The sequence below is a fragment of the Erwinia sp. S38 genome, assembly GCF_016624545.1.
GTDB lineage: Bacteria > Pseudomonadota > Gammaproteobacteria > Enterobacterales > Enterobacteriaceae > Erwinia > Erwinia coffeiphila.
On record NZ_JACVTS010000013.1, the window covers coordinates 107,317 to 120,822 of the forward strand.

The following is a 13,506-nucleotide window of genomic DNA, read 5'->3' on the forward strand; positions in this document are numbered from 1 at the left end:
GTTGTTTAATTCAATCCATACGGCGGATGTAAAAAGTGAAAATTGCAATTATCGGTCTGGGACTGCGCCTGGGCTATGTGGCAAGGATTTTTTCCGAACTGGTGCCCAATCTGGAGATCGTCGGCTATGCCGATCCTGAGCCGGTTGGATTGCCCTACACCAAGGAATTTGGGGTAAACACCGGAAAAGCGTTCTCCGCGATCGATGAACTGCTTGCCGTGCCCGATCTGGATTTAGTGCTGATCGGGTCGCCGAATCATCTGCATCTTGAACATATCGCCGCCGCGCTGGAAGCCGGCCACCGGGTGCTGTGCGAAAAACCGATCGTCGCCAGTGAAGAACAGACCCTGGCGCTGGCCCGTCTGATCCATCGCTTTGGCGCAGACCGCATTCTGGTCGGGCTGGTGATGCGCTACACGCCGCTGTATGCCGACCTAAAAGCCCTGAAAACCAACGGTACGCTGGGCGAAATCTCCAGCATTGAAGCCTCTGAACATATCCCGCCTTATCACGGCGCGTTCTTTATGCGCGACTGGCGGCGCTATGAGAAATATTCCGGCGGTTTCCTGCTGGAGAAATGCTGCCACGACCTGGATATCTACCAGGGGATCGTCGGCGCGCGCGCCGTTCGCGTGGCCAGCTTCGGCGGCAGAAAGCTGTTCGTGCCGGAAAATGCGGCACTGGAGCGGGAAGATATTCATCACAGCAAACCGGCGGGCTGGCAGGGCAGCACGGCCGTATTTGATAACGACGGCGATATCGTGGACTACCAGACGGCGATTATTGAATACCAGAACGGTGCAACCATGGCATTTCACGCCAACCTCAACGTGCCGGATCTGTTCCGTCGCTTCTGCATCGTGGGTACTACGGCCACCGCAGAGGGCGATTTCATCCGCAATACCCTGCAGGTGCACCGCTCGCCGGACGGGGAGAAAATTGTCGACAACCATCACTATTCCCGCACCGAACTGGGCCATCACTACGGCGGCGATGAGCGTATGGTGAAGGACATTGTCGATCATCTGCTGCATAACCAGCCGCTGCCGGTATCGGTGATCGACGCGCTGGAGGCAGGGCTGACGGCGATCAAAATAGATGAAGCGCGCCGCAGCGGCAGCCTGCTGGATCTGACCGAAAGCTGGCGGCGTTTTGACGCGGCGCTGAACGGCGAAGCCTGATGTCCCGCTCGTATCGCCGCGACAGGCGGCTGGCGCTGCTACTGATGGCTCCGGCCGTGTTCTATCTGCTGGCTCTGGTGCTGTGGCCGCTGATTAACACTGTGATCCTGTCGTTTACCAATGCCTCGCTGCGGCAGAACTATCAGTGGATCGGCTGGCAGAACTACCGGACTCTGCTTAACGACGACTTTTTCAGCGTGCTGCTGCGAACGCTGCTATGGACGCTGTTTGCCGTGGCAATGAAACTGCTGTTTGGCCTGATTGGCGCACTGCTGCTGAATGCCTCGCTGGCGGGAAAAAAGCTGTTCCGGCTGCTGATTATTCCGCCGTGGGTGATCCCGGTGGCCATCAGCATGTTCATCTGGAGCTGGCTGTATAACGGCCAGTTCGGCGCGATTTCCGGCCTTCTCCAGCGCAGCGGCCTGCTGGAAGGGCCGTTTGAGTTTCTGGCCTTCCCCAACAGCGCTTTTTTTGCCTCAGCGATTGCTGATATCTGGGTCGGTATTCCCATGGTCGCGCTGTTTCTGCTGGCTGCCCTGCAGGGTATACCGGGCGATTTGTATGAAGCGGCATGGGTGGACGGAGCAGGGCGCGGCTACCGTCTGCGACGCATCACGCTGCCGCTGATGTGGCCCGCAGTCGCCAGTATGGGTGTGCTCTCTTCGCTGTTCACTCTCAATGCTTTCGATGCCATCTGGATACTGACGCGCGGCGGGCCGCTGGATGCAACCAACACGCTGATTATTGACGCTTACCGTACGGGGATTGGCAGTTTCCGTTTCGGGCTGGGTGCCGCGAAAAGCGTGATGATCGCCGTGGTGACGCTGCTGTTTGCCTTTGGCTATTTTGCGCTGCTGCGAACCCGGCAGCCGGGAGAAGTACGTCCGTGATTAACCGCTATCGTCTGCATGAAAAAATCGCGCTGTATGCGGCCATTTTCCTGTTTCTGCTGGTGCTGCTGTTTCCCTTTTTTGAGGCGGTCAAAGCCGCATTCAGCCCGCTGTCTTCGCTGTTTCGCGCGCCCTGGCATCCTTTGCCGCAGCACTTTTCACTGGAGGCCTGGCAAAACATGTGGCAGCGGGTGCCGTATCTGCCACGTTACATCTTTAACAGCGTGCTGATCGCCGGTGTTTCAACGCTACTGACGTTGCTACTGTCCGTGCCCGCCGCCTACGCGCTGACCCGGCTGCCCATACCCGGCGTGCGCTACTTCTGGGCGCTGTTTCTGGGGATGAACGTCTTTTCAGGCGCGGTACTGCTGATCCCGCTTTACCGCATGATGAAAACGTGGGGGATGCTGAACAGCTATGCCGGGATGATCGTTCCGGGCACGGCGTTTTTAATCCCCACGGCAGTGTGGCTGCTGAGGACCTATCTGGTGCAAATCCCGCGCGATCTGGAGGATGCGGCGCGCTGCGACGGCGCAGGCCGGATCTATATTCTGCGCCGTGTCATCCTGCCGCTGATCAAACCCGGGCTGGTGGCCGTGGCGGTGATTACCTTTATCAACAGCTATGCCAATCAATTTATCTTCGCGCTGACCTTTAACTCAAAGCGTGAATACATGCCCATCGCGGTCGGCATCTTCGACTTCTTTGGCCGCAATACCGTGCAGTGGAATGAATTAATGGCGGCCTGTCTGGTCGGCATCGTTCCCGCACTGCTGATTTTCGTCGTCCTACAGCGGTATTTAATCGATGGGTTAACCAAAGGTGCCGTTAAGCATTAATTTTATCTTTCATTCAGGGGAAATATGAACAAGTTAGCCATGGGGATTTTACTGGCGCTGGCGGCATCCGGTGCGCAGGCGGCCAATGAAAAAATTATCAATTTCATCCAGTGCGGCAGCAAAGCCTCTCCGGGAATTGAAGAGAATATCAGCGCGTTTAACCAGGCCAATCCCGGTTACAAAGTCGTGCTGGAGGTGGTCGGCTGGGATCAGTGCGAGCAGAAGGTCACCACGCTGGCCTCTGCCGGTAATGCCCCGGCACTGGCTCAGGTCGGCTCGCGTACGCTGACCCGCTTCTATCAGAACGACCTGATCGTACCGGTGCCGCTCAGCGCGGCAGAAAAGGGCAGCTACTACCCGGCGGTGCTGGATACCGTAAGCTACGAGGGCCAATATCTTGGCCTGCCGGTGGCGCTGTCCACCCGCGCGCTGTTCTGGAACAAAGCGCTGTTTAAGCAGGCGGGCCTGGACCCGGAGCAGCCGCCGAAAACCTGGCAGGAACTGCTGGATGATTCGCGCATTATCAAAGAGAAAGCCGGCGCGGCGGGCTTCGGCCTGACCGGTAAAGCCTTCAGCAGCACCACGCACAGCTTCCTGCTGTGGCTGTACAGCAACGGCGGCGCAGTGCTGGACGGCGACAAAGTGGTGTTTAACTCACCGCAGGCGGTGGAAACGCTGGAGTGGTACAAGAAGATCCTGCCGTACGCCGAGCCGGGTCCGGTGGCCTACGATGCCGAAGCGCTGCGTCCGCTGTTCCATCAGGGCAAAGTGGCAATGTTTATGTCCGGCTCGTGGGAGCGCGGTCAGTTCCCGGCGGGTCTGGAGTGGGGCGTTGCGCCGCTGCCATATGGCCCGCACGGTAAGCCGAGCAATCTGCTGGTCACCGACAGCCTGGCGATTTTTAAAGGCACCGGCGTGGAAGATAAAGCGATTGCCTTTGCGAAATTTATTACCACCCCGGACCGTCAGCTGGCCTATGAGAAAGGCTACGGCTTTACCCCGGTGCGCCCGGATCACGGACCGAAACAGCTGGTGGCGGAAGATGCCAGCTGGAAGCCGTTTATCGACGGCGTGGCCCTGGGGAAACCGGAACCGCTGTTCTACGATCCGGAGCAGTTCCAGCAGACGATCAACACCGCTATCCAACAGGTGTTACTGAATCAGGCCACGCCTGAGCAGGCCGTGAAAACCGCCGCCCAGGCACTGGAACAGAACGGCAAATAAATGCCGGTGGCCCGCCTGAGTGCGGGCCATGACCTGAGGAAGCTATGCGTCAGTTACGTATTGAACATCTGGAAAAACGTCATCAGGGTCAAATAATCCTGCATAACATTAATTTAACCATTCAGCAGGGCGAATTTGTGGTGTTTGTCGGCCCATCCGGCTGCGGAAAAACCACGCTGCTGCGCAGCCTGGCGGGGCTGGAGGATATCCATGGCGGCCGCATCCTGCTGGACGAACGCGACGTCAGCGAGGCATCGCCCATTGAGCGGGAAGTGGCGATGGTCTTTCAGTCCTACGCGCTCTATCCCCATCTCAGCGTCTTTGAAAATCTGGCCTTTCCGCTGCGGGTGGCAAAGCTGCCGGAAGCGCAGATCGTCGCGGCGGTCCACGCGGCGGCAGAGTCGTTACAGCTGACGGCATATCTGCGGCACAAACCCGGTATGCTCTCCGGCGGACAGCGCCAGCGGGTGGCTATCGGCCGCGCGATCGTACGTAAACCGGCGATTTTTCTGTTTGATGAGCCGCTGTCTAACCTTGATGCCGGGCTGAGGGGCAGCATGCGGCAGGAGATCTCACGCCTGCACCGTACGCTGGGCGTCACCACGCTGTACGTCACCCACGATCAGATTGAGGCGATGACCATGGCCGATCGTATTGTGGTACTGAACAAAGGTCGCATCGAGCAGAGCGGCACCCCGCAGGAGCTGTACTTCCAGCCGCGCAGCCTGTTTGTGGCGCAGTTTATTGGTCATCCGCAGATCAACACCTTTGCCACGGCGATTGAGCATCAGCGCGACGGGCGCTTACAGCTTGCGCTGCCGTCATTACCACATATCCCGCTGCTGACGCTGTCTGAGCCCCCTTTAAGTGACAACGTCACTCTGGCGATCCGCCCGGAGCATATCCTTCTCAGCCCGACGGCGACGGGCATTGAAGGTGAGCTGCCGTTTGAGGTCGGCAACGTGGAATGGCAGGGAAATCAAAGCATGCTGTACGGCGAAATCGGCGGGCAGCCCGCCTGTTGCGTGACGGCGGACTACATTGACAGGTCACAGCTTTCCCGCTGCTATGTGCGCTTTCCGGCTGACCGCATTTTGTTGTTTGACGCCGGGGGAAAACGCTGTGTTACTTATCCAGTGCCACCCAGCGTTTGCCGACCAGAATAGTCAGCGCCACAATTGACACCACTGCGGCAAGGTGCATGACAAAGTCCAGCACGTGCAGATGTATCGGGTGACAGAAGGCCAGCAGGCTGACCGCCAGGCTGGAAATGCCCACACCCGCCATCGCCAGGCTGCGTACCGGATGCAGCGAACGGCTGCGGCGCAGGCTGGCAATCATCAGCAGCATCATCGGCGTACTGACCACCATCAGGAAGGTGAAACAGCGCGTGCTGTCGTCGTCATGCAAGATCGTGCCGTTGCCCTGCATATTTATTACGCTCAGCCCGAACCACATCAGCGCAATCGGCAACAGCGCTTTCCAGCTCAGGGTTCGGCGCCCGGCGATGCTCAGGGTAAAAGCACCGCGGATGGCCAGCGTACCGAGTAAAAAGGCCAGGGCAATCTGAAGGATCGTCAGCTTTGCGCCGGGCTGCGACCAGTCGGTCAGCCCGCGCGGCACCAGAAAGCTGGCGGCGACGGCGCAAGGCAGGGCGACGGCAAGCCAGGCCATCACTCGCAGACCCGTGGGCCAGATACGCCTGACGGGCTTGATTTCCCGCCCGAGTTTTTCAATTAAAGCATTATGATCGGTCATGGTTGGCTCCAAAACGGCGCAGATTTTTTAGCGCCCGGTGCAGCAGGGATTTCACTGCGGCGACCGTCAGATGGTTATGCGCGGCGGCTTCCGTCAGGCTCATTTCGCGCAGGTGAACGTGTTCAACAATTTCCCGCTGCCGCAAAGGCAGCTGGCTCAGATAGCCTTCCAGCTCCTGCTGGCTTTCCGCACGCTGCATGTTCGGCTGGCTTGCCGGCTCCGGCAGCGTCTCTTCCGGAATTTCCCATTGCTGGTAGCGCCCGCGCCGCCGCAGGGCATCGATCGCGCGCGCGGAGATAATGGCCATCAGCCACGGCAGAAAGGGAAAGGCGGGATCGTAGGTATGGCGCACACGATGTACCGTCAGCAGCACATCCTGCACTACATCCTCGGTTAACACATCCTCAGCGACCTGTCTGCGCACCTGTGAACGGATCACCGGCACCAGCGCTTTCAGCAGCCGGGTATAGGCAGGCCGATCGCCTGCCTGCGCCTGTTCCATTAGCGCGGGCCAGCTTTCGCGCGCGCTGTCGTTCATTTCCATCTTCCGCCTTGTTATTACGCTTTTTTACCGGCTGCCTGGTTCAGTGCATTGACCACAATACCCGGCGTCAGCACCTGCGGCAGCACTTTCGGTGGTCCGCCGTCGGCGGGATACACCACGTACAGCGGCAGGCCGCCCTGACCAAACTCGTTCAGGGCATCGTCCACGTCGGGGTTAAATTTGGTCGAATCCGCCACCATATACCGCGTGCCGGTTTTGGCCAGCGCCTCTTTCACCGCCTGGGTGGAAAGCGAGGTTTTCTCGTTAACCTGACAGGTTATACACCAGGATGCGGTAAAGTTCACAAAGATGGCTTTACCCTGTCCGCGCTCGGCGGCAACGGTCTGCGGCGTCCATTTTTCCTGCGTGACTTCCGCTGCGGCGGCTTCTCCGGGCAGTGCATCACCCGGTTTAATCAAGCCAGGAAGCGGGGCCAGCACGGCCACAATCAGCACGGCGGTGAGCGCGTACATCAGCCTGTGGCCTTTCCCCTGCAGGTGGCGATGTTGTGCCATCCCGTACAGCCAGGCTGCGAAACTCAACACCACGGAAGCGGCCAGCAGGGTTGCCAGCGCAGCGCTACCGGCCTGCTGCGCCAGTACCCAAACCAGCCACGCGTAGGCACCAAACATCGGGAAGGCCAGCCCGCGCTTGAGGATATCCATCCACGCTCCCGGTTTCGGCAACAGCCGTGCCAGCGCCGGAAACAGCGAGATCAGAGTAAAGGGCGCGGCAAACCCCAGCGCCAGCGCAAAGAAGATCACCAGCGCCACCGCTGGCGGCTGCACCAGCGCATAGCCAATCGCGCTGGCCATAAACGGTGCGGCGCACGGCGTGGCGACGATAATTGCCAGCGCGCCGGTCAGCGCGGAGCGAACAAAAGCGCCACGGCCCACATCAAGCGCACCCACGCGCTGCGCGGATAAGCCGACTTCAAAAACACCCAGCAGATTCAGCGCCGCCGCAAGGATCACCAGCGACAGCAGGGCGATGACCAGCGGCGACTGTAGCTGGAATCCCCAGCCCACCGCCGCGCCTCCTGCGCGTGCCGCAAGGAGTATTCCCGCCAGTGCCATCATGGTCACCGTTACGCCCAGCAGAAAGCCCAGACCTTCGCGACGGGTGCCGGCGGAGTTATCCGCATGGCGCAGCAGCCCGAACGCCTTCAGTGAGATCACCGGAAACACGCAGGGCATGAAGTTCAGAATAATGCCGCCAATAAAGGCGGCCAGCATGGCAGTTAACATTGCTGGCCTCGTTGCTTAGTGGGTACGTGGATGAGCCGCGTCGTACTGCTTCACGGCGGCCAGCGTCTTCTCGATATGGGTTTCCGGGTTTCTGTCAGTGTAGCTCAGCAGAATGTTGCCATCCGGTGCGATCACATAAGAGGTACGGTCCGAGAGGGTTTTGCCCTTCATCTGCATCTGGGTCTGGTATTCACCGGCGACTTTGGCTCCCGGATCGGCGGCCACGGCAAATTTATCCCGGCACTCCAGTTTGGAGAAGTCGCTGACCTGCTCGGTATTTCCGGCGGTTACGCCAATGACCGTTGCGCCCATTTTCGTAAAGTCATCGGTCGCTTCGGCAAAGTCGTGGGCTTCAATCGTGCAGCCCGCGCTGAAGGCCGCCGGGAAGAAGTACAGTACGACCGGGCCTTTTTGCAGCGCCTTTTGCAGCGAGAAGGTGATCGGCTTACCGGCCAGTGCGCCCTGCAGCTCAAAATCCGGGGCCTTCGCCCCGGCGGGCAGTGCGGCTCCGGCATTAAAGGCAAGGGCGGACAGGCCCAGTGCGGCGGAGAAGGTCAGTGTAGAGGCGAGTTTTTTCAGTTTCATTATCTGCTCCTGCGAAGTAAGTGAGTACCGGTTTGGTTGACTCCTTAATCAGTTCGCAGCAGCAGACAAAAAAGTTGCGCCGGGCAGAAAATAATTATTCTCCCCAGCGTTTCCTCAGGTAGTTAACCGCTTCCTGCGTCTGTGGCTGATTCAGGTAGTTCTCGCGGAACAGGATGGTGCCACTGATTTGCGGCAGCGACTCATTCAGATCGAGCTGTTTCTTCAGCTCCGGCACGCCGCCACCGATGGTCCAGTCCGGCTCGTTCTTCGACGGTTCGCCAACTTTATACAGCGCAATGCCGATATAAAGACGGGTTTTGGTCGGTTTCACTACCTCCGCCCACCACTTCGCCAGCACGTCATAGCGGGCGGCATCGCGGGCGAAAGGCCAGTAGATTTGCGGGGCAATGTAGTCCAGCAGCCCCTGCTGCACCCAGCGGCGGGTATCTGCATAGGATTCGTCATAGGCGGCAGCACCGCGCGTGTCGGAGCCTGCGGCGTCATGGGAACGGTTGCGCCATACTCCGGCCGGGCTGACGCCAAACTCCACATCTGGCTTCAGCTGTTTAATGGTGCGGGAAACCTGTTCAATCAGTAGCTGGGTGTTATGCCGCCGCCAGTCGGCTTTGGAGGCAAAGCCCTGGCCGTACTGTCTGAAGGTCTGGCTGTCGTTAAGGGCAGATCCTGGCGACTCGGTATAGAAATAATCATCAAACTGCACGCCGTCGACGGGATAGCGCGCGACCACCTCTGCGACAATGCTGGTGATCCAGTCGCGGGCGTCTGGAATGCCCGGGTCGAGCACATAGCGATCGCCGGAAGTGCGAATCCAGTCACGGTGCAGCACAAAAACGCTGGCCGGATTCTGGGACAGAGTGCGGTTCAGTTCGGCAACGGTTCCGGGTTTGGTATTGACCGTGACTCGATAGGGGTTAAACCAGGCGTGAACCTTGATGCCGCGCCGGTGCGCTTCATCCAGCATAAACTGCAGCGGATCGTAGCCCGGGTCCCGGCCGATTTTGCCGGTCATCATATCCGACCACGGCAGGATTTTTGACGGCCACAGCGCAGTACCGTCCGGTTTCACCTGGAAGAACACCGTATTGATGCCGAGGCTTTTCAGCTTGTCCAGTTTATCGGTCAGCGCTTTTTTTTGCTGGCTGATGCGTACGGCATCGTTGCTGATGTTGACCGACGCGATCGGCGGCCAGTCCAGGCGGGAAACGGTGGTTAACCACACGCCGCGCATCGGCTGCTGGCTGTGTGGCGATATCGGCGGCTGAGGCTGATTCGGATTCGCTACGGGCGGTAGCGGCGTAACCAGAGAAACCGGCGGTTTGCTGGCGCAGCTGGCAAGGAGCAGCGCGGCGGCGATAAGCAGGCCGGACTGACATTTAGCCCGAGGCGAGAGGTGACGGAACCGGACGATGATTGACTTCCTTTTTCATACCGACGTTGAGTGAAAGGTATTTTCTTATTATCTGCCACGTTGTCAATGTAGCATCTTGCGGATGATTTCGTGTTTCGCACTATGGCGGCAGGAAAGATTAAGCAGGCAGTAACATCGGGGCCGGAGGCGAGGACAGGAGAATTCTTGGTTCGGGTTCCGGGCAGGCTCAGTCATTATCGCTGTGAGTAACAGACGAGAGCTGAACCTGCCCGTGATAAGATTATTTCAGATGCTGTTGCAGTTCGGCAGCGGCCTGTGACAGCGCGGTTTTCACTGTTGGTTCTTCACTTAACGGATTCAGTAAACCGTAGTCATGGATCATGCCATTGTAACGGGTGACAGTCACCGGCACGCCTGCGGCATCCAGCTTACGCCCAAACGCTTCACCTTCGTCACGCAGCACATCCAGCTCCGCCGTCTGGATCAGCGTCTGCGGGAAGCCTTTCAGCTGTTCAGTGCTGGCACGCAGTGGGGAAGCCAGAATGTTGTTACGATCCGCGGCACTGGTGGTGTAGTTGTCCCAGAACCACTTCATCATGTTGCGGGTCAGGAAATGGCCGTTGGCAAACTGGTGATAGGATGCATCATCGAAGTTCGCATCGGTCACCGGCCACAGCATTACGTTATAGCGAATTTTCGGTGCGCCGAGCTGTTTGGCCTGCAGGGCAACCGCCGCCACCATATTACCGCCCACGCTGTTACCCACCAGAGCCAGACGGCTGCCGTCAACGCCAATTTCACTGCCGTGCTCGGCAACCCAGCGGGTGGCCTGATAAGCCTGATTAATCGCGACCGGGAAATGCGCTTCCGGGGAAGGCGTGTAATCGACGTAAACCGCCGCCGCGCCAGAATCACGGACCAGATCGCGGATTAAACGTTCATGAGTCGGGTAGTCGCCCAGTACCCAGCCGCCACCGTGGAAGAACATAAACACCGGAAGGGTGCCCGTCGCGTTTTCCGGTTTGACGATTTTCAGTCTGATGTTCTGACCGTTCACCTGAATTGTTTTATCGCTTACCTGCGCGGCAGGCAGCTTCACACCCTGCTGGGCACCGATCAGCACCTGACGGGCTTCCTGCGGGGTCATCTGTTCCATCGGTTTACCTTTGCCTGAATTCAGCACGTCCAGGAAAGCTTTTACACCGGCGGTAGGGGCAGGCGCGTTCAGTGGCTGAGTGGTCGCTGCGGAAGCAGCTGAAGCAAAGACGGCGGAAGTTAATAAAATCGATGCAATTTTCATTAGTATAGCCCTCTGTATCTTGTTGAATAAAAAGTTAGTTTTGGTTTATCCCGGTTAGTGATGTCTGACTGTCTGCTCACTTACCTTGTGCGAATAATACTTGCACGCAAGATACCTATGGTCAAACTTTATTTATAATAAAATTCTGCGACCTCGTTCAGCTGGTGGAAAAAATGAAAGAAAACAGCATATTAGATGGGCAACTTTGTTTCTCACTCTATTCGGTAACCAATGCGCTTATCCGTCAGTACCGCCCGTTGCTGAAAGAATTCGATCTGACCTACCCGCAGTTTGTCGTGCTGCTGGCGCTCTATGACCAGGATGATATTCCGCTGCGTGAACTGAGCGAAAAAACGCTGTTCGACTCGGGGACGTTAACGCCGCTGGTACAGAAACTGGAGGCGAAGGGGTTCCTTAACCGGGTATCGATTGCCGAAGACGAAAGGGTGAAAAAAGTGGTTCTGACGCCAAAGGCGAGGGATCTTCAGGATAAAATTGTCGCCATTCCGAAGCAGATGCGCTGCTTTATGCGCATGGACGATGAAGAACTGGAAATGTTACGAACCTTCTCGAAAAAGCTTCTTCTTGACCTCTGACAGACGCGATCTGCGCTGATTCTCATTTCGTGCAGATCGCTGTTTTTACCTTCATCCCCATCGTTATCCCCTGATCCCGTTATCCCATTCTGGCATCTGCTCCACCCCCCCCTATAGCCACATTGAACGCCTCGCTCCCGTCTGAGATCTCACGCCCATAGCCACGGCATCGATCTGCTATAAGCAGGGCGCAGAGTCGTACTTCAACACAGCCTAAACCCCTGATCTTAGTGTTACAAATTGGTTGAAAGTTTGCATAGTTAGTTGACAGAGTATTTACAAATGTAAATAATAAAAATACTTGGAGTATACATATAATACACAAAAGAAATGCATGAAGCCTCGATTTCGGGTTCTTCAGGGCAGATCTGTTCTCATCACGGAGTTTATTCTTAATGGGTATTTCACGAAGAAAATTGCTGGTTGGCACCGGGATCGGCGCTGGGATCGTCGCAGCGGGTGGGGGAGCTTCCCTGCTGACCGACAATCTGCCCGCCGCGCCGGATTCACTGCTGAAAATTGATGCGCTGCCTTCCGACGATCCAACGCCGGGCTGGTTCCACACCAGCCGTAAACGCCAGCCGCAGCCCGCGCTGGTGGGCGATGCGAAAGCACCATGGGTAGTGATTGGTGCCGGTTTCACCGGACTGGCCGCCGCACGTCAGCTGGCACTGAACTTCCCGGACGATCAGATCATCCTTGTTGAAGCGCAGCAGGTAGGATTCGGCACGTCCGGTCGCAACGCCGGATTCCTGATCGACGTCCCCCACGACATCAGCGCACCGGACTATATCGGCGATAAAAAAATTGCCCGTAATATCCTGAACCTGAATCAGACCGGGCAGCGCATCCTGAAAGATCAGGTGGAAGAGCACAATATCGTTGATGCCCAGATGCGCCATTCGGGTAAGTACCAGGCGGCAGTGGAAGACAGCGGTATTGCGGTGCTGGAAGCCTATCGCGGCGGTCTGGAATCGCTGGGACAGCCATGCAAGATCATTGAAGGTAAGGACCTGCCTGACCACCTCGGTACTAAATTCTACCGTAAGGCGCTGTACACGCCGGGCACCATCCTGGTTCAGCCGTCAGGGCTGGTGAAAGGTCTGGCGGACAGCCTACCGGCCAACGTTAAGCTGTACGAAGAGACGCCAATTACCGCCATTGAATACGAGCCGGAGATTGTGCTGCATCACGCAACCGGCCGCATCTTTGCTGATAAGCTGATCCTCGCCAACAATGCCTTCGGGACACATTTTGGCTTCGGCGAGCGCACCATTTTCCCGATCTTCACCTACGGCAGCCTGACCCGTCCGCTGACCAAAGCGGAGCAGGACAGCATTGGCGGCCAGGAGTTCTGGGGCGTTATTCCTGCCGATCCGTTCGGAACCACCTCGCGTCGTACCCACGATAACCGTATCCTGATCCGTAACAGCTTCAGCTTTAACTCGGACGGGCGCTACAAACCGGGCTATACCCAGAAGTATCGTGAAACCCACCGTCAGTCGTTTGAGCGCCGCTTCCCGACGCTACAGGACGTTAACTTTGAACATACGTGGGGCGGTGGTCTGGGCATGACCCGTAACGGATCGAGCCTGTTCGGCGAACTGAGAAAGAACGTCTACGGCTCGCTGGGCTGTAATGGCCTGGGGACCGTGCGCGGCACCGCGATGGGCACCATGCTGGCCGACTGGCTGGCGGGCAAAAGTAACGACACGATTAACTTCCTGCTGTCGCTGCCAAAACCAGAGTGGAACCCGCCGGAACCGCTGCTGACCATGGGCGTTAACTTCACCCTGCGTAAAGGCATGCACGACGCGGGCCAGGAAGCGTAAATCCGACAGTGAGTCGACTTCCAGGCTGTGTTCGTTAACCGAATGCAGCCTTTTTTATGCGTTATCAAATGCATGATCTACATTGCATGTTGAAAACAACACACTGCATAAAATGTGTGG

General features: G+C 57.6%; 13 protein-coding genes. 7 read left to right on the forward strand and 6 right to left on the reverse strand.

From position 1 onward, the window contains the following. Positions 1-35 precede the first annotated feature (35 nt). Genes IBT46_RS15655 through IBT46_RS15675 form a run of 5 tightly spaced genes read left to right on the forward strand, consistent with a single transcriptional unit; the run spans position 36 to position 5,300 of the window. Positions 36-1,181, forward strand: a complete 1,146-nt coding sequence (locus tag IBT46_RS15655) for a Gfo/Idh/MocA family protein (RefSeq protein WP_200546439.1) — start codon at positions 36-38, stop codon at positions 1,179-1,181. Continuing rightward, positions 1,181-2,071, forward strand: a complete 891-nt coding sequence (locus tag IBT46_RS15660; protein ID WP_200546440.1) for a carbohydrate ABC transporter permease — start codon at positions 1,181-1,183, stop codon at positions 2,069-2,071. The genes IBT46_RS15655 and IBT46_RS15660 overlap by 1 nt, the downstream gene beginning before the upstream one ends. Next, the gene (locus tag IBT46_RS27715; RefSeq protein WP_200546441.1) at positions 2,068-2,910 is read left to right on the forward strand and encodes a carbohydrate ABC transporter permease; all 843 of its coding nucleotides are present in this window, start codon (positions 2,068-2,070) and stop codon (positions 2,908-2,910) included. The genes IBT46_RS15660 and IBT46_RS27715 overlap by 4 nt, the downstream gene beginning before the upstream one ends. Positions 2,911-2,934: 24 nt before the next feature. Further along, entirely contained in the window at positions 2,935-4,134 is a 1,200-nt protein-coding gene (locus IBT46_RS15670; protein WP_200546442.1) for an ABC transporter substrate-binding protein, read from the forward strand. Between the two features lie 44 nt (positions 4,135-4,178). Next, positions 4,179-5,300 (forward strand): ABC transporter ATP-binding protein, encoded by a 1,122-nt coding sequence (locus IBT46_RS15675; RefSeq protein WP_200546443.1) that lies wholly within the window; start codon positions 4,179-4,181, stop codon positions 5,298-5,300. Here the strand turns inward: IBT46_RS15675 and IBT46_RS15680 are convergent. The 6 genes from IBT46_RS15680 to IBT46_RS15705 form a co-directional block, all read right to left on the reverse strand. Then, positions 5,260-5,892, reverse strand: a complete 633-nt coding sequence (locus IBT46_RS15680; RefSeq protein ID WP_200546444.1) for an NrsF family protein — start codon at positions 5,890-5,892, stop codon at positions 5,260-5,262. The genes IBT46_RS15675 and IBT46_RS15680 overlap by 41 nt on opposite strands. Further along, the gene (locus tag IBT46_RS15685) at positions 5,879-6,436 is read right to left on the reverse strand and encodes a sigma-70 family RNA polymerase sigma factor (protein WP_200546445.1); all 558 of its coding nucleotides are present in this window, start codon (positions 6,434-6,436) and stop codon (positions 5,879-5,881) included. Before IBT46_RS15685 ends, IBT46_RS15680 begins: the two co-directional genes overlap by 14 nt. A 14-nt stretch (positions 6,437-6,450) precedes the next feature. Next, a complete protein-coding gene (locus IBT46_RS15690) occupies positions 6,451-7,683 on the reverse strand; it encodes a protein-disulfide reductase DsbD (RefSeq protein WP_200546446.1) in 1,233 nt (410 codons plus the stop codon). A 15-nt stretch (positions 7,684-7,698) separates the two neighbouring features. Next, a complete protein-coding gene (locus IBT46_RS15695) occupies positions 7,699-8,268 on the reverse strand; it encodes a peroxiredoxin (protein ID WP_172606622.1) in 570 nt (189 codons plus the stop codon). Positions 8,269-8,362: 94 nt separating this feature from the next. Continuing rightward, a complete protein-coding gene (locus IBT46_RS15700; protein WP_200546502.1) occupies positions 8,363-9,700 on the reverse strand; it encodes a glycoside hydrolase family 10 protein in 1,338 nt (445 codons plus the stop codon). A gap of 238 nt (positions 9,701-9,938) precedes the next feature. Next, on the reverse strand, positions 9,939-10,958 hold the full coding sequence (locus tag IBT46_RS15705; RefSeq protein ID WP_200546447.1) for an alpha/beta hydrolase: 1,020 nt from the start codon (positions 10,956-10,958) through the stop codon (positions 9,939-9,941). Between the two features lie 173 nt (positions 10,959-11,131). On the opposite strand from IBT46_RS15705, the gene IBT46_RS15710 reads away from it, so the two are divergent. Both IBT46_RS15710 and IBT46_RS15715 read left to right on the forward strand, forming a co-directional pair. Next, the gene (locus IBT46_RS15710) at positions 11,132-11,554 is read left to right on the forward strand and encodes a MarR family winged helix-turn-helix transcriptional regulator (RefSeq protein ID WP_105593806.1); all 423 of its coding nucleotides are present in this window, start codon (positions 11,132-11,134) and stop codon (positions 11,552-11,554) included. A gap of 395 nt (positions 11,555-11,949) precedes the next feature. Continuing rightward, a complete protein-coding gene (locus IBT46_RS15715) occupies positions 11,950-13,386 on the forward strand; it encodes an FAD-binding oxidoreductase (protein ID WP_200546448.1) in 1,437 nt (478 codons plus the stop codon). Positions 13,387-13,506: the final 120 nt, after the last annotated feature.